Genomic DNA, 25,179 nt, shown 5'->3' with positions numbered 1-25,179 from the left:
GGATTACTGCCGAGCCTCGATGGGAGAGGTGTTCTGACGTCTACTGCTCGTCTTCGTCGAAGGCTATGCGTGCTCGTTCGATGGCCGGCAGTTGCTCATCCGCCCAGGCGATGAGCGCGTCAACTGGCGCCCGTAACGTCTTGCCCAGCGTCGTGATCCGGTACTCGACGGACACCGGACGTGTGCTGATGACCCGACGTTGCACGACACCGTTCCGCTCCAGCCTTCGCAACGTCGCCGTGAGGGATTTCTGCGTCACGCCGGGTATGGCACGTCGTAAAGCGTTGAATCGAGACGGCCGTTCGCACAATTCGTTGAGGACGCTGAGCGACCACTTATCGAGCACCTGGTCGAGCAACTCGCGGTGCGGCGCTGCGATACGCAGCTCGTCCTCGCGCACGGCGGTATCGCCCATGTAACCAGGTCTCCTTGAAGTGTCTTTCGCCTACCAGGTATCAATGGTAAACCACTACGGACGAACAGGACCTTCCATGTCAGTTGCACGCTTCAGCCCTGCCGGCCTTCAGCCCGGCACGCCCTACGATCATGTCGCCGTCGGCACCGGTACGCGCCATCTGCACATCAGCGGGCAGGTCGCCCGCAGCGCAGAGGGAGAGCCCCTCGCGGCCGGGGACCTCGCAGGCCAGGTCGCGGAGGTGCTGCGCAACACCGCTCGCGCGCTCACCGGCGCGGGCGCGTCCTTCGAGGATGTGCTTCGGATGACGTTCTACGTCACCGACTGGGCACCTGAGAGGATCGCGCCCTTCATGGACGGGATCGCGCGCGTCGCTGAGGAGCTGGAACTGCCGCAGCCCCTGCCGCCTGCGTCCCTCATCGGGGTCGACTACCTCTTCGAGCCCGACGTTCTCGTCGAGCTCGAAGTCACCGCGATTCTCGACTAGCTCGTCTCGTTCGCTGGCACGGCGTAACACTCGGGGCGCCTCTCACCGGATCGGTGAGAGGCGCCCCTCGGGACATCGGTCAGGCGGCGACGTGTGACACGAGGAACCAGCGGTCCTTGTCGAGTCCGCGCTGGATCTCGATCGCGACGTCCTGGCTGGTCAGGTCGATGCCGTCGAGGCCATCGACCGCTGCGCGGACATCGGCGAGGAGACTGTCGATGTCCGCGATCACGGCATGCACGAGGTCGTCTGAGCTCGCGAATCCCGCCGGGACGCTTGTGACGGCGCCCTTCTCGGCGACAGCGCTCACACGGGCGTCGAGCGGGAGCCCGAGCGCGACGATGCGTTCCGCCGCCGCGTCGGCGAAATCGCCCGCGTTGCTCGCGATGGTGTCCAGCAACTCGTGGACGCCGACGAAGTTCGCGCCGCGCACGTGCCAGTGCGCCTGCTTGGCGTTGATCGTCAGTGCCTGAAGGCCGAGCACGACGGGCGTGAGGAACTGCGCGGTCGCGACAACCGCCGTCGGGTCGCTCGCGGTCGTGGCGATGGTGTCTGTGCTGCTCATATCAATCGTTCTCCCTGCTCGTTGGTTTCTTGATTCGGTGGACTCGGTCACGATCGGATGTCTGCGCCGGCTGGCTCTGATGCGGTTCGGGCTCGGAGGGCGGGGATGACGTCTTGTCCGATCTCTTCCATGACGTCCTCGACATCTCTGCGTCCCGGCCGCAGCACCAGGTTGATGTGCGCGATCCCTGCCGAGGCCAGTCCCGTGAGGTAATCGGTGAGACCGGTGGTGCCGACCCGCGCGCCGAGGCGGATGGGCTCGAAGGGTGCATCCGGGTTCTCAGCGAGGTCGAGGTAGAGGTTCGTCATGAACGGCTTGAGCGATATCGCCCGCCACTGCGCGGCGACGGCGCGCATCTGCGGGCCTGCACGGTGGTAGGTCATGTGCGCGTCGAGATTCTCGGCCGCCCACGCCGGGGACTGCTGCGCGCCACCGATCCCGATCAGTGGAATCGTCCCGTCCACAGGGGCGGGCAGGAACGAGTCCTGATCGATCCGGCCCTGCGCCGCCTGCTCCCAGATCTCACGCATGACACGCACGCCTTCGCGGTAGGTCTCTCCACGGCGATCGAAATCGGCTCCGAAGAACGGGTACTCGCCCGGCCTGTCGCCCGAGGCGAGGCCGAGCAGCAGCCGCCCACCGGAGAGAGCGTCGACGGTGGCGGCCTCCTTTGCCAGCGTCACAGGGTGCCGCAGCGGGAGCACAATCCCTGCCGTGCCGAGCAATATGCGCTCGGTCGATGCGGCGAGGTAGCCGAGGTAGGGGATGGGGTCGAAGATCTGTCCGGCATCGCCGAAGTCACGCGGTCGCCACATCGGCACGTCCCGGAGCCAAAGGGCCTGGAATCCGAGCCGGTCGGCGAGCTGTGCCCTCTCCTGATGCCGGGTCAGATCAGGGAAGAGACCCTGACCCGAGACATCTCGTCGAGCGAGGTCGTTGTCCAGGGGCAGCTCGATCCCGAGGGACAAGCCGTCCTTGGTGAGTGAGTCTAGAGCGGTCATGGCATGGTCCGTTCAGTACCAGGAGGGCTTGTCGCCGTCGGTGCCGGGCTTGTTCACGCCGAGCGAGGCGCCGACGCTGTCGGCCGGGTTCTTGGCGAGTTCGGCGACGAGCGCGCCGACGCTCTTGCGGGACACCTCGGTGCCCTGGAAGGGCTCATCCTTCTGGGTCAGCTCGTAGTCGACCTCGTCGTCATCTGACAGCCAGGCGGGACGGATGATCGTGTAGTCGAGGTCGGACTCCTCGATCACTTTCGCGGCGGCGCTGTAGGTCTGCAGGTATCCGCCGTCGAGCATCCGGTGGTTCCACTTGCCGTACTCGCCGGGCACCTCGTCGTAGATGCCGAGGGTGGATATCCAGATCAACCGTCGCGTTCCCGCGGCGGTCAGCGCTGCGACGACGGCGCGGGCCTGAGCTTCGATGTCGCCCCCGCCGAGGTTCGCGTACACGATGTCTTGCCCCGTGACGGTACGCGTGAGGAGGTCTTCATCGAGGACGTCGCCCTCGATCACCTGGACGCGGTCGGCGGGCACGTCAGCCAGGCTCCCCGGGCGACGCAGGTACAGGGTCAGCTCGTTGGCAGGCTCTTCCAGCAGTGCGGCGATGGCGTGTCTTGCGATACGTCCGCCGGCTCCGAGCACGGTGATCTTCGTCATGATCTTCTTCTTTCGTTTGTGTGGTCTTGGGGATGGTCAGCGGTTCACGTCGACGACGATCCGGCCGCGGACGCGCCCGTCCAGAAGGTCATCGGCAACGGAGAGGGCCTCGCTCAGGCCAACCTCGCGGCTCATAGCGGGCAGCAGGTCCAGGTCAAGCTCTGCGGCCAGGCGGTTCCACGCTGCGACGCGCTTGTCGTGAGGTTGGGTGACGCTGTTGATGCCGAGCAGACGCACCCCGCGTAGAATGAACGGCGCGACGGTGGCGGGTAGATCCATGCCCTGTGCGTTCCCGCATGCGGCGACGGCGCCGCCCGCCTTCGTCCCGGCACAGGCATTGGCGAGGGTATGGCTGCCGACGGAGTCGATCGCAGCCGCCCAGCGCTCTTTGCCGAGCGGCCGGCCGGGCTCGGATAGCTCTGTCCGGTCGATGATCGTCGTAGCGCCGAGGCGGCGCAGGTAGTCGGCTTCAGCGGGACGGCCGGTCGACGCGACGACCGAGTAGCCGCCGCATGCCAGCAGCGCGATCGCGAACCCGCCGACCCCACCGTTCGCGCCCGTGACGAGGACGTCACCCGAATCAGTGGTGAGGCCATGCGATTCGAGGGTCATGAGGGAGAGCATCGCCGTGTATCCGGCCGTGCCGATCGACATCGCCTGCCGCTCCGAGATCGCATCAGGAACCGGCACGAGCCAGTCCGCACTCACGCGAGCTCGCTGGGCGAGGCCGCCCCAGTGCGTCTCGCCGATGCCCCACCCATTCACCAGCACCCGGTCACCAGGCGCATAGGAGGGACTGTCGCTGTGTTCCACGACCCCGGCGAGGTCGATCCCGGGCACCATCGGGAAGCGACGCACGACCGGCGCCTTCCCCGTGATCGCGAGGGCATCCTTGTAGTTCAGACCGCTGTACGACACGCGAACCGTGACGTCCCCGTCGGGTAGCTCGCTGTCGTCGAGTTCGCGCAGCGTTGCCTGGTATCCGGCGTCGGCCTTGGCGATGGAGATTGCGCTGAACATCATGCTCCCTCGGGACGGAAACGGATGGATGCGAGGAAGCCGGCGAAGAAGACGCCCATCGGTCGGACGTCGCGGGTCAGGCGGGCGCGAAGGATCGCGCCTTCCCAGCCCACCCAGAAGAAGGACGCCAGCTCGTCGCAGTCGGAGCCGGGCGGGATCTCGTCTGCGTCTGCGGCCAGTCGCAGGCACGCCGCGACGCGACGCTCCCAGTCGCGCAGCACGTCTTCGAGCGCTTCACGGTAGCCCTCGGGAAGGGTGGAGACCTCTTGGCCGAGATTGCCGACCAGGCAACCTCGTTCGAAGTCATGTCGCACCATGCCGGCCTTGGCGTCGTTCACAAACCGCGCCAGGCGTTCCAGCGGAGATGGGCCCTCTTCGAGCAGCCATCGGTCGAGCTTGCGGGCGAAGTAGCCCGCATACCGGTGCAGCACCTCGAACCCGAACGCGTCCTTGCTGTCGAAGTAGTGGTAGAAGGAGCCCTTCGGCACGCCGACGCGCTTCAGGACCGTGTCGATGCCGGTCGCGCTGATGCCCTGCATCGTCAGCACCGCCATGCCGCAACGCAGCAGCGCCTCGCGCGTGTCCCCGTGCTCGCGAGGGATCTTCGGGGGGCGTCCCCGGCGGGGTCGAGCTGCGATGTCGGTCATGACAGCGAATTTAGACCGACCGTCTCTAAATATCTACGAGTGAGCGCAGAGCATGCAGAGATCGGCTAATCGGGGCAGGGATCGGCCACTGGCTGGCGGGGCGCGTCAGGTGGGATCGCTGCCGATGGCCGCCATGGCGTGATCGAGGACGGCTGCGAGTGGCAGGGCTCCGTCTCCTTGAGCCCACGCGGCGATCGCGGCGTCGAGATATCCGAACGTCGCGGCGATCAAAGCCCCCGGGCGGGGGTCGCGGGGGTCGTCCGACTGGTTGCCCAGTCGGCGTGAGACCTCGGGGCCGAGCGTGTCGCGCCAACTCGCGACCTTTGTCGCGTGGTGCACGGCGAGAGCCTGCGTGCCGGTGAGCATCTGTGCGACGCGCATCGCGCGGTCGGGGTCCGTGCTGTAGATCGCGAGCAGTGGATCGAGCGAACGGCGCAGTGCGGTCCACGGCGTCTCAACCTCGGGGCGCTTCTCCAGTGCCTCGCGCATCTCCTCGCCGAAGCCGATTACTCGCCTGAGCAGTGCCTGTTCCTTCGTCGGGAAGTAGCGGAAGAACGAGCTGCGGGAGACTCCTGCAGCAATGCAGATGTCGTCAACTGTCGTGCTCTCGTATCCGCGGTCCGCGAAGAGCTCGAAGGCTGTCTCCGCGACATGGTTCGCCACCGCGCTTCGCGCAAGAGCCCGAGCGGTCGGTCGAACAGGTGGGCGAGGATCCTCAAGCATGCCACTCATGCTACTGTCATCCCGAAACTGAAACTACAGTGTCATGTAGGGGACTACAGTCCCGGGAAGGCGGGCTGCAGGATGCCCACACGAAAAGTCATCGTCATCACGGGAGCCAGTGACGGCATCGGCGCGGCAGCGGCCCGCGCCCTCTCCGCACGGGGCCATCGGATCGTTCTCGTGGGACGCAGCCGCGAGAAGACGCAGCGGATTGCGCAAGAGCTCGAGCAGGAGTTCCACGTGGCAGACTTCGCAGAACTCGAGCAGGTGCGCGCGCTTGCGCACCTGCTCCTCGAACGTCACCCGCGCATCGATGTCCTGGCCAACAACGCCGGTGGCGTGTTCGGCAGGAACCGGCAACTGACCATCGACGGGCATGAAGTTACCTTCCAGGTGAACTATCTCGCACCATTCCTTTTGACGAGCCTGCTCATGGAGAGGCTGATCGAATCCCGCGCTTCGGTCATCAACACCTCGAGCGTCGCGAACCGCGCTTATGGGCGCATCGACCTCGCGAACCTGAACGGTCAGAAGCGGTACAGCCCCGTTACCGCGTACGGCAACGCAAAGCTCGCGCAGATCCTGTTCACCAGGGAACTGCACCACCGCTACGCAGACCGCGGCCTGGCCAGTGCCGCGTTCCACCCAGGCAACATCGCGACCAGTTTCTCCACCGAGGCCGGCGCCGGCCTCCGTCTCGTCTACCAGACCTGGATCGGACGGCGCATCCTCCAGACCCCGGACAAAGGCGCCGACACGCTCGTCTGGCTCGCAGACGCTGAAGCCGGAACCGACTACCCATCCGGCGAGTACTTCGTACGGCGTCGCGTCCGCCGAGCCAACCGCCAGGCCTACGACGAGACACTCGCGCGCGACCTCTGGGCGGCGAGCGAGCGCCTCCTTCACTCCCGATAGAGGAGGGGTGCAGGAGAGCGCGGCCTCACGTCAGAGGGAGCTGATCGATCACCCGGCGGCCCCTCTGGGCGGGCATCTTCCGCGCAAGCACTCAGGTAGTCGGCCACATCCGCTCGGGCGCCGAAACACCCAGCAGGCCGAGGCCGTTGCGCAGCACCTGTCCGGTGGCGTCGTTCAGCCACAGACGCGTGCGGTGCACGCTCTCGATCGGGTCATCGCCGAGCGGAGTGATGCGGCAGTTGTCGTACCAGCGGTGGTACAGGCCGGCGAGCTCCTCCAGGTAGCGGGCAACGCGGTGCGGCTCGCGCACCTCGGCGGCGAACGCCACGACGCGCGGGAACTCCTGCAGAGCGCCGAGCAGCGCCGACTCGGTCTCGTGCGTGAGCAGCTCGGGGGCGAACTTGGAGCGGTCGACGCCCGCGTCGGCGGCGTTGCGGGCCACGTTGTGCGTGCGGGCGTGCGCGTACTGCACGTAGAACACGGGGTTGTCGTTCGTGCGCTTGCGCAGCAGGTCGGGGTCGAGCGACAGCGGCGAGTCGGCCGGGTAGCGCGCGAGCGAGTAGCGCAGCGCGTCGGTGCCGAGCCACTCGCGCAGGTCATCGAGCTCGATGATGTTGCCCGCGCGCTTCGAGAGCTTGGCACCGCCGATCGAGACGAGCTGGCCGATCAGGATCTCGACGTCCTTCTCGGGGTCCTCGCCCACCGCACCCGCGAGCGCCTTGAGGCGGTGCACATAGCCGTGGTGATCGGCGCCGAGCAGGTAGATCTTGTGCGCGAACCCCCGGTCGCCCTTGTTCAGGTAGTACGCGGCGTCGGCGGCGAAGTAGGTGTACTCGCCGCTGGAGCGGCGGATGACGCGATCCTTGTCGTCGCCGAAGTCCGTCGTGCGCACCCACACCGCGCCGTCCCGGTCGAAGACGTAGCCCTGCGCGCGCAGCCGGTCCACGGCGCGGTCGACGAGGCCCGGCCCTCCCGCCTCGCCCGCGGCATGCAGCACGCGCTCCGAGAACCACACGTCGAAGTGCACGTTGAATTTCGCGAGCGAGCCTTCGATCTCCGTCAGCTGCAGCGCGTACGCGTCATCGCGCGCGGCGACGAGCTGCTCGTCGGCCGGCAGGCTCAGGATGTCCGGACGCGCCTCGAGCACGCGACGACCGAGCTCCGTCACGTACTCGCCCGGGTAACCGCCCTCGGGCGTGGACTCGCCCTTTATCGCGGCCAGCACGGAGGCGCCGAAGCGGTCCATCTGCACGCCGGCATCGTTGATGTAGAACTCGCGCGCCAGCGTCGCGCCCGAGAACTGCAGCACCCGGCCGATGCTGTCGCCCAGCGCGGCCCAGCGGGTGTGGCCGATGTGCAGCGGGCCCGTGGGGTTCGCGCTCACGAACTCGAGGTTGATCGTGTTGCCGATCTGCGTGTCGTTGCGGCCGTAGTCGACGCCCGCCTCGACGATCGTCTTCGCGAGAGCGCCCGCGGCTCCCGCCTCGACGCGGATGTTGATGAAGCCAGGTCCCGCCACCTGGACCGACGCGATGCCGTCGGCCGAGGCGAGCTCCTCGGCGATCTCCCGCGCCAGCTCGTACGGGTCCGCACCGAGACGCTTGGCGATCTTCATGGCGATGCTGCTGGCCCAGTCACCATGATCGCGGTTCCGTGGACGTTCCAGCACAATGTCGGTGGCGCTGAGAACGAGCGCTTTCTCCGGGCATCGCCGCGCGGCGATCGGCGCGACGACGGCGAGGAGAGCGGCGGCGAGACCCTTTGTCACCCCGGGGACCACCCGCGTAGGAATGCGAGAACCTTTGCGTCAGGCATCTCACAGGCCCGGAGGCAGTCAGCGTCCTGAGTCCGGTACACATTGGCGCTGACTAGATCATTTCCCCCTAGTTCCTCGGCGTAGATGCTGACGCTTCGTCCGCCTGCGTGCTCCGTTCGAGCTAGTCCGTAGGGACGTCCGTTGTAGACAACACGGGTCCAGCCTATTGGCACCCGGTCGAGCAGCGTGGAAAGGGGCTCACTGCAACGCTCGCCGCGCTGTGGTCGAGTGAGAGCATCCGTGTTGCTTCGCTCGCTGGGGCTTCGCCTGCTTTGCGAATTCAGATTCCCGGTTACGTGGCCCGGGCTAGTCACGTTCAATGTGTCCACCGTCCTCACGGCCTCGCCGGACAGCGTAGGGCCGCCCTGTAGACCACCCTAGACGCAGACTGGACCCCAAAGACCAAAAGTTGCGTATGTCGCGTCTGACCTCCCGCACATCAGCGAACTCGACGCGCCCGCCGGATCGACTGGCCCTCCGCTGCGCAGTGCACAAGGCGTCGGTCTCCGACGCGGTGCCGCTCAGATGCTCTGACGAGTCACCACAGGTTCGCTCTGCTGCGGTCGCCCGATGACGGGGCGGGGCGTGCCCAACTCTCGTACCCGCTCGCCGACGGCCTGCGCCACCTTCCTTGTACCGGCTACCGTGGCGTCCCGCACAGCCCGGTGCAGTCTCTCCTGCCCGTGACTGATCGCGTCCGCGGCACGTTGGCTGCTGTGTCGCATCAGTTCCGATGCGGGCATCCACGTCAGCCGCGAACGATCCTTCACCTGAGCGGCGATGCGCTCCCGACGCGCCGCCAACGCCGGGTCCGACAAGCGAGCCAGCGCGTCCGAATCCCTTTGCGCCGTCTCCACATGCTCCGGCCCGGCCGTTCGTTCAGACGCCACAGTCACTACTGAATCCCTGCCATCCTGCTTCAGCGGGATGTACCGCTCGTCGTCAGCCGTGTTCATGATTCCTCCTCTTTCTCCACTGCGGTCTCGGACCGCTTCTCGACTGATTTCAGCCACCGTCCGACGGTCGTCGGATGGACACCGAGCTCGAACGCGATCTGTCGGTTCGACAGACCCCGCTTGCTCAATCGGATCGCCTCTTCAGGCCCGCCCATATCCGCGGGCGCCCGGCTCGGCGTAGATGATGCCGCGTGCGTGTCTTCCGCTGTGACTGCTGTGCTCACTGTTCCGGACGCCAACGCTCGAACCGGCGTACGCTCCAACCTCCCTTCCTGCATCAGGGTCGTGGCCGGGACGACATCGGCATCCTCACCGACGGTCGGCACGGCGCGGCGGTAGCGGCCCAGCTCCACGGTCAAGTGCGTGGCCGCAAGCAGTACGATCGGTGGCACCGATGCCACGAGTGCCGCCACTATGCCGGGCACGGTGTCGTCAGCGGCGACCAGTGCGTGCGTGATGTTCGCCGTGATCGACACCAGCGCCGCCCCGGCCAACAGCAGCCATGGATACCGGGTCGCCGCCCGCCCATACGGTGACAAGGCGACCACCGACATCGTCGCGATGACGATTACCCCGTCCACGATCAACGGCCATACCCACGCGAGCCCCACCGCGGTGCCCGCGCGGGACGCGAGGTCCGCGAGCGCGGTGAACGATAGCCAGAACGCGCCGACTCCCAGCAGCACCGTGCCGATGATCGAGGCACCGACGACCCAGGCACCCATCCGACGCTGCGGCATACCCGTCACAGCGCCGGCACGGAGACGTCGACCGTCGCCGTCGTGCGCACCGGAGTCGCCGTACCCAACTCCACCGTCCGGGCCCGCGACGTCTCCCGTTCAGCGTCGGGGCCGGTGCGGTCAAGCCCGGGCGGGTACCCATCGCCGATGCCCGCATCCGGCAGCTTGTCGAGGATTTCCAGTGCCACGCGACGCACCCGCTCGCCGGTCTCGCGCACCACGTCCACCGGTTCCTTGTCCGCCACCGACTGCGCCCACGTCGCGACGTAGGGAATCGTGTAGTCGCTGGTGTCCATGCCGTGCGCCGCGCCGATCATCATCGCCACCGACTCCGCTTCTACCTCTCGGATGCCTCGATGATGGGTGACGGCCTCAGCCGGGTCGTGCATGCGGACGTGCCCGAGTTCGTGCGCCAGCGTCTTCACCCGCGCTGCATCGTCCATGTCCGCGCGAACTGCGACAACCTTCGTGTCGTAGATCGTCACGCCATTCGCTCCCCAGATGGAAGTCGCATCCACCGCGTCCTGCAACTCGAATCCCTCCGTCGCGACCTGGGCGGCGAGCCCCGCCCACAGCCCGGCCGGCGCCTCTCCTTCGAGCAGCCGCGGCATTGGCCGCTCCGGGATCTCCGACCCGCTGGTCTGCGTCACATCCCACACGTAGGCGGGCTTCACGTTGACGATCCTCGAACGCACCACCTCGCCTGCTGCAGGTTTCTCCCGGGCTTGCAGTCTGCGCCACGACATCGGATCGGAGGGATCTTTCGACGCGAATCGCCCCATCACCGGGGCGTAGATCATGTACCCGGATTGGCCCTTGTCGACCGACCGGTCGAGTTGTTTCCACTGGTTGAACCCCGCTACGTACGTCGGCACCGGCGTCGATACTCGTCCCTGTTCGTATGCGTCGGTGTGCTGGGCGTAGATCAGCAGTGTGTTCCGAAAACTCCGAGATCTGAACCGGGCCGCGAACTCGATTGCCCTCTTCCAATCCTCACCCGTCGTCAGCCCCGCGACGGCAGTCTCGAGCTTCTCCGCCATCTCGTCGAGCTTGGCTTCACGCGCCGCCTGCACCTCGGCCGGTGAACGTCTCATTCGGGCCACTCAGACCACCGCCTTCACGTCCGCACCGACCACGCTCGGATCGGCTATTCGTGAGGACAGGTGCGCGCGTCACACCCCACAAGTCCGTGCTGGAGGTGACCTCGGGAACCTGCTGCTGTCCCGCGAGTAACCATCCCGGGTGCCCGGCACTCCCGAGCCGCCATCGCCCTCTCGCTACTCTCCGCCGCTCATCCTGTTCGCCGTCGCGTGTCCAGATTCCTCCCGAGTTGCGGGCTGGCGCTGTCGCCGCTTCTGCACGGAAAGTCAGGCGGTCACCGCTGACGCGGTGGCAGCACTGGTTGGGCAATCCTGCGGATTGCCTTTCGGCTGCTTGATTGTGCGGGACCATTCCCTTCTGCGCAAGGCACGCAAAAAATCTCCCCGATAGTAGATCTCCTTCCCCTGGCGTGGGGGAGGAGATTTTTTGACTCTTCGGCCTTGCGCATTCATTCCTGGCCCCTTTTCTCGGCATGTGCCGAAAGGCAATGGCAGGGAGGGAACAGCCACACCACCGGGTGTGACGGCCCTCCGGGATTCAGGAAAGGAACCGAAAGCCATGACCATCATCGACACCACCCCGACCCAGGCCGCAGACCTCACCCCCGCCCAGGAGGCCGTGCAAGGACCGGAGGTTCGCCGGATCAGCCCCCACGCCCTCGTCGTGGAGGACAACATCCGCTCACAGGTCGACCTCGACCGGGCATTCGTCAACTCGATCAAGCTCCACGGCGTGATCGTGCCCATCCTCGCTCACCCCGACCAGGACGGAAACATCATCGTCCGCGACGGCCAGCGCCGCACCCTCGCCGCCCGCGAGGCAGACGCCGAGGACGTGCCCGTCTACGTCGTGGACGCCTCCGACGAGAAGCGCATCCGCATCATCCAGCAGTACATCACCAATGAACACCGCGCAGGCCTCACCGACACCGACCGGGCCGAGGCATGGCGGCAGTTGGCGCTGGACGGGATGAGCGTCACCGCGATCGCCAAGCAGACCGGCACCAAGCGCACCACCGTCAAGACCGGTCTTGCCGTCGCCGAAAGCGACATCGCCAAGACCGCCGTCACCCAGCACGCCCTCACCCTCGACCAGGCACTCATACTCACCGAGTTCGAGGACGACCCGGACGCGCTGGCCGAACTCACCAGCATCGCCGCACGCGACCCGGAATCGTTCGACCACTACGCCCAGCGGCACCTGGACGACAAGGCCACCAAGGAGGAAATCGCGGCCCTGCGCGCCCAGTACGAAGCAGACGGATACATCGTCGTGGACTACCCGGCATGGGGCGACGAGGACGTGGCGTTCTTCCATGACCTCCTCACCGCCGACGGCGAGCGCGTCACCGAGGAGAACTACGCCGGGAAGGACGGGCACGCCGTCGCTATCGGGGAGCGGTGGGGGAGCATCGACGTCGCGCACGTCGTTGTGAACTGGCGTGAGCACGGCCTGACCTCCATCCGGCACAGCCAGCCCACCACCCGATCCGGGGCGATGACCGAGGAGGAGAAGGCCGAACGTCGCCGCGTCGTCGCGAACAACAAGGCATGGGTCAGCGCGGAGAAGGTGCGCCGCGCATGGGTGACCAAGTTGCTCGGCCGGAAGCGTCTGCCCTCTCAGGCGCTCGCGTTCGCGGCAACCGTGATCGCGGACAGCCGTTACGAGGTCGCCCGCGCCGCAAACGACGGGCACGACATGGCCGCGACCCTCCTGGGCCTCGACGGTCAGCGCCACTACGGGCAGCCGCACCCCATCGCCGCGATGACCCAGGCCACCCCGACCAAGGCCGGACACGCACTGCTCGCCGTCGCACTCGGCGCTATGGAAGCGGCAACCGACAAGAACAGTTGGCGCAACCCCAACGAGTCCATCCGCCAGTACCTCGACCAGCTCGCCGCATGGGGATACACCCTCTCCGACGTCGAAACCCTCATCACCGACCCCGACAGCGCCACCCCCGGCGAGGACGCTCCGACCCCCACCGAGGAAACGGATGCCGCCGACGAGGAGAGCGGCACGGACGAGGACGAGGCAACCAGTGACGCCGACGACGAGGAGAACGGGCCGGAGGACGTGACCGCGCTCGAGAACCCCGCCGACGACGAGGAGCCGTCCACCGAGACGGACGCCGCCGACGCCACCGAGGCACGCGGCACAGACGAGGACAACGCGACCGACGCTGGGGCCGAGGTCGCAGACGCCGCCTGACCCGCCGTCAATAACCACAGGGGCCGGCCATCGCATCGCCGTCGGTGACCGGCCCCGCTCCCTCTTTCCGTTTCGCGACCTCACAGGAGCAGACATCATGAGCACCCAGATTCTCGACCGCATCACCGCCGACCCCGACCAGCAGGAACGCTACGCACGCATCGCGCTGGCCTGTCTGACCATCCCCGGCGAACCGAACCCGCCCGCCGTCCGTCTCACCGGCACCAACGGCCCCGCCGTCGTCCAGCACACCCTCGATACGCTCCCGCCCGCCATCGCAGAACAGACCGTGATCGACGCCCTCGACAGCGCCGCAGACGGCACCCACCGGGTACTCATCCCCACGGACCCGGAATGGCCCACCGGGCTCGACGACCTCGGCACGGAACGCCCCGTCGCTCTCTGGGCATCCGGAGACCTCGACCTCCTCACCGGCACCCCCGCCCGAGCCGTGACGATCACCGGAGCCAGAGCCGCCACGAGCTACGGCGACCACGCCGCCGCCGAACTCGCCCACGACCTCACCAGTACCGGGCGCAGCATCATCACCGGAGGCGCGTACGGGATCGACGCCGTCGCCACCCGCGCAACCCTCGCCGCATCCGGACACCCCATCGTCGTCCTCGCATCCGGCATCGACCGCCCCTACCCGGCAGGCAACACCGGCCTGCTACATCAGGTCACCGAGCAGGGCCTCGTGCTCACCGAGACCCCGCCGAGTGTTGCACCGACCCGCTCCCGGTTCGTTGCACGCACCCGCATCCTTGCAGCGCTCGCCGCTGCAACCGTGATCGTGGAAGCCGGAGCGCGCTCGGGCGCACCCCAGGTCGCGCACACCGCGCACCGCCTCGCGCGCACCGTGGGAGCAGTGCCCGGCCCGATCACGAGCACCACCAGCACGGGATGCCACCTCCTCATCCAAGCGGGCATCGCCCGCCTCATCACCAGCGCCGACGACCTCGCCCCCACCGTGGACGAGTAACCGCCAGCACCCCCGGACGGCGCCGACCGCGTTACCAAGCCACGGTCGGCACCGCCCGAACCCCTCTCACACCGCACCCTGCGCCCGACCCTCGCCGCCAGCACCATGACCAGCCCACGCACCCAGCACCCGGCGCCAGCTCCGCCTCCGCTCGACCCGAAACCGGCCCCGCGGACCTCCTCCACCACGCTCCGCACCCGCTCTTCTCACAGTCGGATACACGTCTTGCATTTACACGCCGATCGAGCATTATTGCGGCAGAAGCCTCTTCCGCGCCCGCGTCGATGCGACCTCGCCGCCGCTACGCAGCGATCCCGCTCTCGCTCGATAAAACAGCCGACACCGCACGCGCGCCCGCGCCTGAAACTTGCCGAGACATCGACCCGGGCCCGAGAAATCACCACGCGCGCAACTCCACAGCTCGCGCTACGGCCGAACAGGGATCGAGCCTCACCACCACCGGCGCTCACACCGCCGACAACGGCGACCGGAGCCGAAACACCCCGGCACCGCGCCCGCCATACGCGATGGCGAGGCGAACGTGCTCCGCAACACGCACGCGCACAACAGCCCGCACATCACACCCGCAACACGAAGCCCCCGCAGCATGTTGCACACAGCAAAGGCCCCGGCAGCTCCAAGCGTGCTGCACGCCTCGCGCCCGCACATCCGCGACCTGTAACATCCCTGCACGGACCCGATGCACCGCAAGAAGGAAGCCCTAGCGGCACCATGCAACACCCGGTACCATCGACAGCACCCGGCGGGCAATTACATGCTTCAGGATTCAGGACGCACCATCGGTGCGAAGGGGCCCAGCCACCAACAACACAACCGAGCACGAATGTGCTCGACCGTTGAAGGAGGCCCCTGATGTTCCTCATCTCACTCGCCATGCGCCCCGCCGCCGCCGTCTACAACTGGTGCCAGCGGTGGCTCCCCAGCAATCGACTCGTCACGCTCCTACGCACGCGGCGAGGCTACCGTTGGGGCGTGCCCGCCGTGCTCCTCGGCGCCCTGTACTTCGTCGTCGGGATCGGCTGCTACGGTGCTGTCCGCCTCGGACATACCGAATGGCTCTACCTCGGCATGCTCGTCTTCTGGTGGACCGCCCTCAAACTCGCCGTCCACGGCGTGACGGCGACCATCCGTCTCCTCATCGCCCGCGGCCACGAGAACCTCGCCGTCCGCGCCGCCATCCGCAACGAACGCCGCATCGCCGTCGCAGAAGGTCGAACGGCGCCGACCCACACCGTCGCCGAACGCCGCCGCATTACCGGTGACGTAAGGCACACCTTGCTCGCGCAGTGAGAGACACCGGCCGACAGCCCTCCTTAACTCTGACGGCCGCCCAGAGCCATAACTCCGAGTATGCAACTTCTGGGCGGGCCGATACGACCAGACTCGTACTCGATGCCCCATAGTTTGCGCATGAGCACCGCCCCCGAGTGGCGATGGGACTGGTCGTCAGATGGTATCTTCCTTCGGAAACGCTTCAGTCTGAGAACGCGTCGGAGAAGTAGCCCAGCTTCGGGTCGTCCAGAGTGCCGATTACGAGACCTCGATCGAGGAATCGATTGAACTCCTCACAGCTGGTCTCGGGGAGGAGCCCACAGGCGTGACACGCCGCAAGGTTGCAGGAGTCCGGTCCCTGCCCCTTCTCGCCTGCATCCATACACACCGGATCAGTCGAGCACCAGTGAGCGTCCGCCAGTGCAGAGGCAAAAACTTGCCGCAGGTTGTCCGGGCGTGCCATGCGAACAAGTCCGCCCATCGTCCCTTCTGAGTCGCCCGCCGCTGTGTAGATCAGTACGCCGGCCATGTTCCGATCGGCCGAGTCAGAGACGTAGAGACGCTCCCGGAGCGAAGCCGAGCTGTAGCCGCAGGCGAAGATGAACTCGTTGATCAAGAGATGCGACAGCGTATGCAGCAGCACGAACCTTGGGCTAATCGTCCGCCCCTGCAACCCGCGCTGGCTTGCCACTGATCCGTAGTGATCGGTGATCCGCTGGGCGCGTGCCTGAACCTCCGCACGCCCCTCCCAGGCTGCAAGGCGTGTCCCATCGAGTTCGAAGTAGATTCCTTCACCCTTGACCACATAGGCCGGCAGCCAATCCTGTGCAGGGGTCAAGCTGGCACGCCTGAGCATCGCCTTCCCCTCCGTCAGCTTCAGCTCGCCGTCGCGAACTCGCGTAAACCCCCGCAACGCGCGCGTCTCCCGAAGCACATCGATCGACCTCACGCGAGAGAGGTGGCTTGCTAGATCAGCGTGAAGACCGGGGTCGGATGCCGCGAGGAAGTCATCTTTCGGTGTCTCGCGAATCTTCACGTATTCCGGATGCCGCCAGATGTCGTCGCTCGTCAGGCTCTCCGCGTCGACCGGAGTCTCGACTGGCTCCTCCCCGCTGCTCTCGCCGATGCCGAACTGATCTTGGTATGCCGCCAGTAACTCGTCGTCCGAAATGGGAGCGAAGAGTTCGGGCGGGACGTTTCGCTCCAGCAGCTTCCGTAGCTGCCCGCCCGACACCTCATCAAGACTCAACTGAAACACGTTGTTGAAGGTCGTGCTGACAGCAGGGTGTCGGAGCAGCTGATGGACCTCCTCGCTGACGGCTCCCTCACGTCGAGGGAGATAGATCGAGGACTCCACCTTGGGGAAGTAGACGTTTCCAGCAGCGCGCAGGGCGCCTCGAATCGGTTGATCGCAAACACCGTCAAGCTGCGCTAACCAGGGCCGAGCCCCACCGCAGAGATAGGGCTGTTCGGGCGAAACGAGCTGATCGCTGAGATTGGTGTGCTCCTCGCCGTTCTTGTCGAATCGGGCCTCGGTGACCCCTCGAAGCGAGCGCTCCTGCTTGCAGGTATCGCAGGTTACGACCTGCCCTTCGAGCCCGCCGCCTCCGCGTGATACGAGGCGCAAGGTGCCCGTACATGATGGGTTGGCCGATCGATGCACCCACTTGTCAAAGGGAAAGTCATCCAGGTGTCCTCGGGCGCAGATCGCCACGAACGGAACCTGCGACATCTTCGGCTTGTACTTCTTGTCGGCATGCTCCTTGTCCTGGCACTCAACGAGCGTCTTCATCGTGAGCTTGCTGAGTTCCAGACGCTTGCAATAGATGCAGAACGACCATCGGGGGAAGCGCAACACGGGCACGGTAAGTCGGACGTTTCGCAAGTCGCTGCCCTGGCCTGACGGCCTGTAGTCCGGTGGCAGTCGGAACTCGGAGACTTTGAGGCGGGACTCAAGCCGCCAGTCGTGTTCCTGGTACTCCTCCATCGCGAGAGCGCTTTGGTCGACGACCTCGTACCAGTGATCAAGACCAGCAGTGATCACTGAGGTCCCATTCACAAGCACGCTCATGGCCCCCACGCCGAATGGAGTCACTAGCTGCGCTCGGCGCATTGCTCCAGTGCTCATGCTGGCTCCTCCGCGGCCGTGTCCTCGAACAGGTACGCCTGACTGATCTCCAGGCGGCATTCGGCATCGACGTTCCGCATGCTTGTCGGCACATCCCAGATCGTCGCGCGCCTATCGAGATCAGGGAGGGTTCCCGCGAACCGCATGAGCCCCTGCAGCGGATCACCAGTACGGGGGTTGGCGTCCCACTCGGTACGCTCCCAACCACCCCACTGACGGGCGCGATCACGCGCAAAACGATCGAGGACCGGGAGCTCGTCGGGTTCCGCGATTTCTGCTCGCTCACGCAGCAGGCGAATGGCCTCGTCGTAGGCAGTCGAAGGGAACGGGTCGGGTCCGAGTGTCTCGGGAGCGGTCTGCCGAACATAGGCGACCGCGGCAGCGTGAAGCGCTCTGCGAAGGACCGGCATGGCAAATGGAGTGACGGAAGTAGGCTCCACCTGCGCGTAAAGCTGTTGATGGTAGGTGCGGAAACGCTCGTAGTGGCTGCGGTCACGCGGCTTCGCGGCCCCGTAGATGGTGATGACCAGTCCAGGGCTGACTTCCTGCTTCCGGCCGACCCGACCGCTCACCTGGATGTACTGCGCCGTGGTCTTCGGTTGCCCGACGATCGTCATCAGCGCGAGCCGATCGATGTCCACACCTACCTCGATGATGTTCGAGGCGAGACAGATATCGATAGCCTCTTGTCGCTCCTTCCCAGGGGCGTACCTCACCTGGAGCTGTTCGATCGCTTTTGGAATCTCGTCTGACCGCCGCCTCGATGTGAGTTCCATCTGTCGGTGAGGCCACCGTGGCACGATCCCGTCCCGTCGGCGGAGCCCGGTGAGATAGTCGGGAATGTCAGCCTGGAGGAGCGAGACGGTATTCCCGAGTTCCCGGAGCGAGTTGAGGAAGTTGAGGTTGGTCCAGTAGCCGTCCCGGTCCTCTTCCGGGATGTCCACCGCGGCCTGGAGGGTTGCGGCGGCGACGCGGACCTGGACCGTCTGTGTCGAGCCGAGCGATGCGCTCATCACACCGATGTAGCGCCGCCCTGGTTCCGGGGTTCCGTCGGCCGAAGTCGCGGGTTCAGCGAAGAAGGATCGCCCCTCCTCAAGACCGTGCGGCGGAAAGAGCGCGACGGTCTCCCTGCCGAAAAGCCCCTTGATCTGGTCCTCATATCGTCTGACCGTCGCCGTGGAGGCAATGATCTTGGGGAGCACAGGACTCGCGCCGCGGCGATCGGTACAGAGTTCGTCGATCACGGGCTCGTAGATTCCGACCATTGAGCCGAGCGGGCCGGAGATCAAGTGCAGCTCGTCCTGAATGATCAAGCTGGGCGGAGACACCTTTCGCGCGCCACTCCCGTCAAGCCCGAAGAGATTCCTCGCCCTGGGGCGCCACGCCATCATCGCGAACTTGTCGACAGTCCCGATGACAATCGAGGGCCGAGCTTCATAGATATCGTCATCGACAACATGGACCGGCAGACCAGCGCGGCGTGAATACTTGCACTCGCCGTCAATGCAGCGGAGCACGACCCTGCCCGCTGCTTCCTCGTACCCGATCGGTTCCTGTCCACCGCCCTTCTTAGGCTGCGGGCCCATCTGTGCACCGCACCAGGGACACCTCAGCAGAAGGAAAAGGTTCTGCTCGTGAGGTCGTCTACGCAGAGCCCGCAAGTTGTCAAGTGCTTGCTTCCACGTATTCGGCGTTGAGCTGCCACCCAGCCAAATCCCAATTCCAAAGGGAGCAGCACCGAGGGTGTCAGAGTTCTGCTCCCGAATGTCTTCGAGCACGCAGACCAGCGATGCAGCACGGAGGAACTGCTGCGCCGTGAGGAGACGCAGGGTGTATCGCATGAGCGTGTCTGTTCCGGCGTCCTCGGGGTTACGGAGCCGCCGGGAGAGCAAACTGACGGCGGCCGCGCCAAGGTACGCCTCTGTCTTGCCACCACCAGTGGGGAAGAAGATCAGATCGACGTCGCTGCGAGTCTGGCGTTCTGGCTCTACGAGTTCGGGCAGCACTGCAAGTAGGAACGCGATCTGGAATGGACGCCAGTATCCCCGGCCAGTCGGCACGGTGAGTGCGGGGTGCGCTCCCTCGACTCTCCAGCGACCATCGCCGCTCTGCTTGGCCTCGCGCAGCTCGAATCCGGATCGGACCTGCTGGAGCAGCATCGCCTCGTTTGCCCAGCGAAACGCTCGCGCAGCTCGATCGTTCGCTGCCACGAGGCTCCAGCCTGTTCGCATCCGCGTCAGCGCCGCTCGTGCTCGACGCATGTGCTCACTCGCGGCGTCCTGATAGCGCGGAAGCAACTCGGGGATCTCGGCCTCCCGCCGGTCGATCCACTTCTCGTACTGACTGAGGACAAGCTCCACTTGGGCGGCGCCGTCCTCGCTACCGCTTGCCAGGGCCGCCATACTGACAGCCACCGGCTGCCGCTTGCCATCGGCATCGAAGGCAGGATTCCCGTTGTCGTCAGACAGGTACACGTTCGGTGAGAGGCTGACGACCTCATATGCAGGCAGAGCCGCGGCCTGCACGAACGGCACAACTCCATCGGCGTTGACTGCCCCCCATTCGGCTGCACAGCCATGCCCGATCGCATAGGTGCGCTGGTTCCGGTAGAGGAGGTCAAGTGATCGCTCCTCCTCGTCCCGGTCGGGCAGCTCGACCTCCGGATAGGGGACGATGTCAGCGTCGCCGACAGTCGACACCTTGAAGCCAACCTGAAAGACCGCCGCAGACGGGCCGGAACCAGGGGCATCGTTGACGACTGCGAGGGTCACGATCCTGAGAGCCGGGTCGTCAGCCCCGGGGACCGGACGACTGAACACTCGCACCGCAAGAGGGACAACGCCTTCGCCGCTCAGGAGCACGACGTCGATAACTTTGAGCCGATTCGTCTCCCGCAGAACCGTACGACCCGAGATCGTGCCGACCGCCTCGAAGGGGCGTCTGACCCACCAATCGACTGGTTTGGCGACACCTGGGATGTGCACGGTCAGCTTCTCGTATCTCGCGCCGACTACCTCAACTGTGAGGGTTCCCGAGTCAGCCATGCGAGTCTCAAACGAGACGGCCATCGCCGACGGCTTGAACGTGTTGGCATCCGTGAGATCGAAGTCATCCGAGTCAGCGACATCGTGACGGACGTGGCCCTGAATCTCGACAGGCGGCCCAATCTGGTCGTCTTCGGAGAGCGCGATACCGGTGATTCCGTCGAGGGCGTCGGAAACCTCCTCGACGGCGCTTTCCACCGGCGAGCCGCCGACGGTGGCGCCCGCGAATAAGACTCCGACGCCGTAGCGCTTGAGCGGGGTGCCGCTCGTGAGAATCTCCTGGCCGCTGTCCGCATCGTGGAACTGGCCCCGGGATGCCTCCGTCGTCTCGAAATGCACGACTCCAGCGTTAATCGTCAGCGGCTGCCCCCGCACGGGATCACCGTCGAGAGGCCCGAAGAGCTCGCGCCGTAGGGCCGCCTCAACGGTCTCACGGGCTTCGATTCCGCTCATGCCTCTCCTCCAACCAGTCGCCGTAGCGTCTTCGTTTCTACCAGGGCGGTCAGGCGATCCGTCGCGCGTGTCAGCCCGACGTAGACGAGGGCATCGAAGTGCGGCCCACCGGAGTCATCAAGGTCAGTGACGATGACGGCCGGCGCGTCCAGTCCCTTGAACGAGTGGATGGTGCCGTAGCGGAGCCGCCCCTTGATCGGCTTCGAACCGTCTGCGGGACTCAGCACTTGACGAAGCCAGGGCTCAGATGTGCTCGCAGCGACAGAACTATCGCCAAGCGGGCTGAGCACGACGATCTCTGTCAGATCGAAGCCTTCGTCACGCAGATCGCCTACGACCTTCCGCAATATGGCGGCCTGGTCCTCGCCGCGGACGTACTTGATGATCGTCGGATCGATACCGTCGTCGGTTCGGCGGAACTCTCTGAACCCCGGCGTCAAGTGACCGAGGAGATTCACCTGATATCCGATGCGGGGCAGGTTCCGACAGTTCTCGGACAGCCGGAACGACGCCAGATGCGGCGATCGGGCGCGAAGTACCTCGCGTGCCCCCTCGCTGCCATAGATCGCCTGGCGTTCAAAGTCACCGAACATGAGAACGCGACCGTCGCGCAGCCCGCCCTTGACGAGCAGATCGAGCAAGTCGAGGTAGGTGCCAGTCGCGATGTCCTGAATCTCATCGACGATGAGGAAGTCCCCGACCTCCTCCGCACTCCGCTCAGCAAGGCCCTCAAGGGCCTTCTCGGGCAGCACTCGCTCCCAGAAGTCGCTATCGGCGTCTGCCGGCGGGCCGCTCATGCCGGCGAGTCGCAACATCTCCTGGTGCAATGTGCCCACGCGGAGCCCCACGACATCCATGAGCTTCTCGCGGAGACTACGCCCAAGTAGGCGGTTGAAACACAGAAGTCGACCTGCTCGCCCCTGAGCGACCTCCCGCTGAGCCGACTCAGCGGCGAGGAAGGTCTTGCCTGTGCCGGCGGGGCCTGTGAACAAGACGCCTCTGTTGTCGGCGGCTGAGTCCAGTGCGCGGTACTGCTCCTCGACGAACTGTGCGAGCTGACCCTCTCGCGCTTGTCGGCGGTCCCCAGCAGTCATCACAACCTCGAACCGCGGACGAAGCGTAGCCACGATCCGTTCAGTGGTGGCCCGGTCCGGGCCATATCCACCAAACCCGAAGTACTTGATCATCGAGGCGAGGTGCTGCGCTCCCTCTCTCATGACTCGTTCAACCGCTTGAGCTGTGGTCGGGAGGTCGCTCGAATCAAGCACCTGCCACGAGTGCCACTCAGGTGAGTCGGGCAGCGTCGCTCGCGCACGCACTCCCGTGAACCACACCGCGTGCAGGACCGGGACGTCCCGCAGCTCGACCCGTTTGCTCCGGAGGTAGCCCCGGATGCTGTGCATCGCCTCCTGCGCCTGCTGAAAAGGTCCTCGCACGGTCGGAGGGTCCTGACCGAGGCGCCAGGTGCCATCGGAGCTACGCGCGACCGACAGGTGCGACTTCACCTCTACCACCAGCAGGCCAGCGTCGGGCGCGACGACGACGAAGTCCGCCTCTCCTTCGACCTGTCGCTCATGCTGCGCGATCCCAAGTGAGTGCAGCACAGTCCAGTGTTCAGTCCCAGCTGCGTCCCGCAGTGCCACAAAGACGGCCTTCTCGCCTGGAGGCGCGGACTCGGTGCAGTAGGCCGGGATCATTCGAGCCATTGAGCACCCTCGTCGGCAAAGGGCACGCGAGCGTCGTAGCGGGCGACCAGTTCCGTAAATGGCGCGATCGCAAGGACGCGGGTGACGAACATGCCCCGAAAGCCTGGCTCAGCAATGTCGAGAGTCATATGACCGACGCGCTCGAGCTCGTGAAGGTCCGCGGCATCCGCCGCTGCTTCCAGCCGGTCACGCAGCTCCCGGGTGGCTCGATGCACCTCATGTCTTAGCAATGAGGCGTGCCCGAAGTGCGGCTGGATCGGTAGCCCCAGCCATCCGAGGAGCCGCTCGAAATCGCCATCACTCTGCGGACGGATAACGTGCGGCGATGCCCAGGCGCGAACCTGGCCGGCCGCGCGAACACCGAGTGCACGCAAGGCGCGTTCGGAGTCGCGGATGCCTCTCGCCCTAAGTTGCTCAATCAGTGCAGACTTCCAGGACGCCTGCGACTCCTGGGTTGCTGACGCGCGAGGGCCGATTCGCGTATATGCTCGCGCATGGAGGGACTCCCGCTCAGCCTCACCTTCACGCAGAAGCAGGTACGTGCCCGGAGCGACCGCGGACACCTCCGAATAGCCGACGCGCTCGCCAGGCGGCTGTGTCGGATCAAGCGCACGGATGCGCTCACCATCGTCATCAAGCCAGATTGCGCGATTCCCCGAAAGAAGAATCTTGCGCGCTTCCACCTCGTCCGCGTGCGGCGCACGGTCCTCACTCACCCGGCTCCCCCAGACCGGCTGCGGAAGGAGGTCCTCCTCCTGGATCGGCTCGGTCTCCGACATCGCAGGCTCCGGCGGCGCAGGCAGCGCATCGCCGACCTCGACGATGCGCGCGGCGACCTGGATACCGCCTTCGGCGTACTGTGCGATCGCCGACCTTGGGACGTTTCGATCGCCGAACCACGCCGGAAGGATAAACGTCACTTCCAGCGTGCGGGGCGCAGTGACCGCCGTCGGTTTGAAGAATCGCGGGGGACCCACGAAGTAGGCGATGTCCTCGGAAACATCGGCGCGCTCAAGATCGCCGAGCGTGAGAACTCGTGCCCCAAGCGAGCCGAGCCATTCGCCCAGGGCTTCTCGCGATCGACTGCTCGCAGTCACGACAATTGCCGAGTCCACTCCGACCTCAGTCAGCGACTCAAGCAGTACGGCGCCTACGAGTGGGTCGCGGGTGCAGAGTGCCGCCGCGGCGTCAGCGATCTCTCGCAGGAGCGCATCTTCGTCGACGGCTCCGATCAGCTGCCGAGCCTGACGACCCACCTCGCCCGCAGCAGCCGTGAGCTGAGCATTGCGCTCTATCGGCATCGGGTCGGTGATGAGGCGCCAGCGCAGTGCTTTCGCGGCACCGGCAAGATGATCCCAGACGCCGGGCCCATCCCGCTGGATCAGTCGGAAAAGGCCGCGGGTGGCCGAATCGAACCTTGCACCGAGTTCGTCCCGAACAGCAATGATCTCGACGCCATGCCGCACCAGCGAAGCCGAGGCTGTATATCGCTGATCGAGTCCGATGATCCGCGACGTCATAGTGCCACCGTGAATCCGAGTGCCTCGACACCGGCAGGAGGAGCCCAACCGAGCTGTGTCGACAGCGCAATCGGCTCTCCGCGCGAGTTTCTGAGCTGCACGACCTGTTCCGCTGCACTCTCGTCAGCAACGGATCGATCGAAGACGCACACGACGATCGGGCTTAGGACGTCATTGAGATATCTGATCGCACCTTGGCCGTCCAGAATCGTGAGGGATACGTCATCCGAAAGCGGAAGCTGGTCAGCAAGGCCCGAAGACGAGTAGATGCGCGAGAACCAAGTTGCCGATTTCTCGGTCCTCGGCAGAAGCAGGGTAGCCAGCGAGTCGCCATCGGGATCATCACCCCGGGCAAGAACAGCTTCGAGGTCGTCGCTGATCCAGCTTTTCGTGCCCACGATTGCGAGGTCCGCCGCAGGAGCGACAAGACGCCGCGCCCAGTTTCGGTCAACACCTGTCATCCGACCGATGCTCCCGATGCGCGGTCGCGGCATCCGCTCGGCCGGGTCGCCCTCGGCAGTGGCCGCGACTGCTTCCAGCATGTCGACGACCCACTGCCCTGCGAGTGTGACATCAACGCGCAGCTTGTCTCGCACGACCTTCTCGGACAACCCCTGGAACCTACCTGAAATCACGTGGTTCGCGTTGACGGCACGATAGTTGCCCTGCGGCAGTGCCGCGCGCAGAACCGTCAACGGATCAGTCGCCACCTGAGTGGGCGGCCTTCCGAGAGTCCAACCGGAACCAATGAGCGCCGCTGCATACTCGCGACTCGGAACCGAGATTGCAATGATCAGCTGTC

The 25,179-nt window shown here is 65.8% G+C and carries 21 protein-coding genes; 5 read left to right on the top strand and 16 right to left on the bottom strand.

Going from position 1 to position 25,179, the window contains the following annotated elements; genetic code table 11:
• Window positions 1-40: 40 nt before the first annotated feature.
• Window positions 41-415: a helix-turn-helix domain-containing protein gene (locus EDC82_RS13915; RefSeq protein WP_074040869.1), complete on the bottom strand. Its 375-nt coding sequence runs from the start codon at window positions 413-415 to the stop codon at window positions 41-43.
• A 76-nt stretch (window positions 416-491) separates the two neighbouring features.
• Between EDC82_RS13915 and EDC82_RS13910 the strand changes: the two genes are divergently transcribed.
• A complete protein-coding gene (locus EDC82_RS13910; RefSeq protein WP_074040868.1) occupies window positions 492-902 on the top strand; it encodes a RidA family protein in 411 nt (136 codons plus the stop codon).
• Window positions 903-981: 79 nt separating this feature from the next.
• On the opposite strand, the gene EDC82_RS13905 is transcribed toward EDC82_RS13910, so the two are convergent.
• The 6 genes from EDC82_RS13905 to EDC82_RS13880 form a co-directional block, all read right to left on the bottom strand.
• Window positions 982-1,467: a Dps family protein gene (locus EDC82_RS13905; RefSeq protein WP_074040867.1), complete on the bottom strand. Its 486-nt coding sequence runs from the start codon at window positions 1,465-1,467 to the stop codon at window positions 982-984.
• A 47-nt stretch (window positions 1,468-1,514) separates the two neighbouring features.
• Window positions 1,515-2,468: a TIGR03571 family LLM class oxidoreductase gene (locus EDC82_RS13900; RefSeq protein WP_074040866.1), complete on the bottom strand. Its 954-nt coding sequence runs from the start codon at window positions 2,466-2,468 to the stop codon at window positions 1,515-1,517.
• Between the two features lie 12 nt (window positions 2,469-2,480).
• Complete coding sequence (locus tag EDC82_RS13895; protein ID WP_074040865.1) at window positions 2,481-3,122, bottom strand: SDR family oxidoreductase; 642 nt, start codon at window positions 3,120-3,122, stop codon at window positions 2,481-2,483.
• 36 nt (window positions 3,123-3,158) lie between these two features.
• The gene (locus tag EDC82_RS13890) at window positions 3,159-4,142 is read right to left on the bottom strand and encodes an MDR family oxidoreductase (protein ID WP_074040892.1); all 984 of its coding nucleotides are present in this window, start codon (window positions 4,140-4,142) and stop codon (window positions 3,159-3,161) included.
• Window positions 4,142-4,696, bottom strand: a complete 555-nt coding sequence (locus EDC82_RS13885; protein WP_200829338.1) for a TetR/AcrR family transcriptional regulator — start codon at window positions 4,694-4,696, stop codon at window positions 4,142-4,144. Before EDC82_RS13885 ends, EDC82_RS13890 begins: the two co-directional genes overlap by 1 nt.
• A gap of 198 nt (window positions 4,697-4,894) precedes the next feature.
• The gene (locus tag EDC82_RS13880) at window positions 4,895-5,452 is read right to left on the bottom strand and encodes a TetR family transcriptional regulator (RefSeq protein WP_074040863.1); all 558 of its coding nucleotides are present in this window, start codon (window positions 5,450-5,452) and stop codon (window positions 4,895-4,897) included.
• 141 nt (window positions 5,453-5,593) lie between these two features.
• On the opposite strand from EDC82_RS13880, the gene EDC82_RS13875 reads away from it, so the two are divergent.
• Window positions 5,594-6,427: an SDR family NAD(P)-dependent oxidoreductase gene (locus tag EDC82_RS13875; RefSeq protein ID WP_074040862.1), complete on the top strand. Its 834-nt coding sequence runs from the start codon at window positions 5,594-5,596 to the stop codon at window positions 6,425-6,427.
• A gap of 91 nt (window positions 6,428-6,518) precedes the next feature.
• Here EDC82_RS13875 and argS read toward each other — a convergent pair whose 3' ends face one another.
• The 4 genes from argS to EDC82_RS13850 form a co-directional block, all read right to left on the bottom strand.
• Window positions 6,519-8,195, bottom strand: coding sequence for an arginine--tRNA ligase (gene argS, locus EDC82_RS13870; protein ID WP_074040890.1), 1,677 nt, complete (start codon window positions 8,193-8,195; stop codon window positions 6,519-6,521).
• A 569-nt stretch (window positions 8,196-8,764) separates the two neighbouring features.
• Window positions 8,765-9,199 (bottom strand): hypothetical protein, encoded by a 435-nt coding sequence (locus tag EDC82_RS13860; protein ID WP_074040861.1) that lies wholly within the window; start codon window positions 9,197-9,199, stop codon window positions 8,765-8,767.
• The gene (locus EDC82_RS13855; protein WP_131941896.1) at window positions 9,196-9,924 is read right to left on the bottom strand and encodes a DUF2637 domain-containing protein; all 729 of its coding nucleotides are present in this window, start codon (window positions 9,922-9,924) and stop codon (window positions 9,196-9,198) included. Before EDC82_RS13855 ends, EDC82_RS13860 begins: the two co-directional genes overlap by 4 nt.
• 20 nt (window positions 9,925-9,944) lie before the next feature.
• Window positions 9,945-10,979, bottom strand: coding sequence for an ArdC-like ssDNA-binding domain-containing protein (locus EDC82_RS13850; RefSeq protein ID WP_235006247.1), 1,035 nt, complete (start codon window positions 10,977-10,979; stop codon window positions 9,945-9,947).
• A 619-nt stretch (window positions 10,980-11,598) separates the two neighbouring features.
• Here EDC82_RS13850 and EDC82_RS13845 point away from each other — a divergent pair.
• From EDC82_RS13845 to EDC82_RS13835, 3 genes are all read left to right on the top strand, one after another.
• On the top strand, window positions 11,599-13,251 hold the full coding sequence (locus EDC82_RS13845; protein ID WP_074040859.1) for a ParB N-terminal domain-containing protein: 1,653 nt from the start codon (window positions 11,599-11,601) through the stop codon (window positions 13,249-13,251).
• Window positions 13,252-13,348: 97 nt separating this feature from the next.
• The gene (locus tag EDC82_RS13840; RefSeq protein WP_074040858.1) at window positions 13,349-14,233 is read left to right on the top strand and encodes a DNA-processing protein DprA; all 885 of its coding nucleotides are present in this window, start codon (window positions 13,349-13,351) and stop codon (window positions 14,231-14,233) included.
• 873 nt (window positions 14,234-15,106) lie between these two features.
• A complete protein-coding gene (locus tag EDC82_RS13835) occupies window positions 15,107-15,544 on the top strand; it encodes a hypothetical protein (protein ID WP_074040857.1) in 438 nt (145 codons plus the stop codon).
• A gap of 184 nt (window positions 15,545-15,728) precedes the next feature.
• Here EDC82_RS13835 and drmB read toward each other — a convergent pair whose 3' ends face one another.
• The 5 genes from drmB to EDC82_RS13810 are packed head-to-tail and all read right to left on the bottom strand — an operon-like array spanning window position 15,729 to window position 25,072.
• The gene (drmB, locus tag EDC82_RS13830; RefSeq protein WP_074040856.1) at window positions 15,729-17,654 is read right to left on the bottom strand and encodes a DUF1998 domain-containing protein; all 1,926 of its coding nucleotides are present in this window, start codon (window positions 17,652-17,654) and stop codon (window positions 15,729-15,731) included.
• Window positions 17,651-21,151, bottom strand: coding sequence for a helicase-related protein (locus tag EDC82_RS13825; protein WP_074040855.1), 3,501 nt, complete (start codon window positions 21,149-21,151; stop codon window positions 17,651-17,653). Before EDC82_RS13825 ends, drmB begins: the two co-directional genes overlap by 4 nt.
• On the bottom strand, window positions 21,148-22,848 hold the full coding sequence (locus tag EDC82_RS13820; protein WP_074040854.1) for a nuclease-related domain-containing DEAD/DEAH box helicase: 1,701 nt from the start codon (window positions 22,846-22,848) through the stop codon (window positions 21,148-21,150). The genes EDC82_RS13825 and EDC82_RS13820 overlap by 4 nt, the downstream gene beginning before the upstream one ends.
• Complete coding sequence (locus EDC82_RS13815) at window positions 22,845-24,377, bottom strand: hypothetical protein (RefSeq protein ID WP_074040853.1); 1,533 nt, start codon at window positions 24,375-24,377, stop codon at window positions 22,845-22,847. The genes EDC82_RS13820 and EDC82_RS13815 overlap by 4 nt, the downstream gene beginning before the upstream one ends.
• Window positions 24,374-25,072 carry a hypothetical protein gene (locus EDC82_RS13810; RefSeq protein ID WP_235006245.1) on the bottom strand — a complete coding sequence of 233 codons (699 nt, stop codon included), beginning with the start codon at window positions 25,070-25,072 and terminating at the stop codon, window positions 24,374-24,376. Before EDC82_RS13810 ends, EDC82_RS13815 begins: the two co-directional genes overlap by 4 nt.
• Between the last annotated feature and the right edge of the window lie 107 nt (window positions 25,073-25,179).

It is taken from the genome of Dermacoccus sp. SAI-028 (genome assembly GCF_004346775.1).
Taxonomy (GTDB): domain Bacteria; phylum Actinomycetota; class Actinomycetes; order Actinomycetales; family Dermatophilaceae; genus Dermacoccus; species Dermacoccus nishinomiyaensis.
Note: the sequence above shows the minus strand (reverse complement) of the source record. Positions and strands in the feature narration are given on the sequence as shown.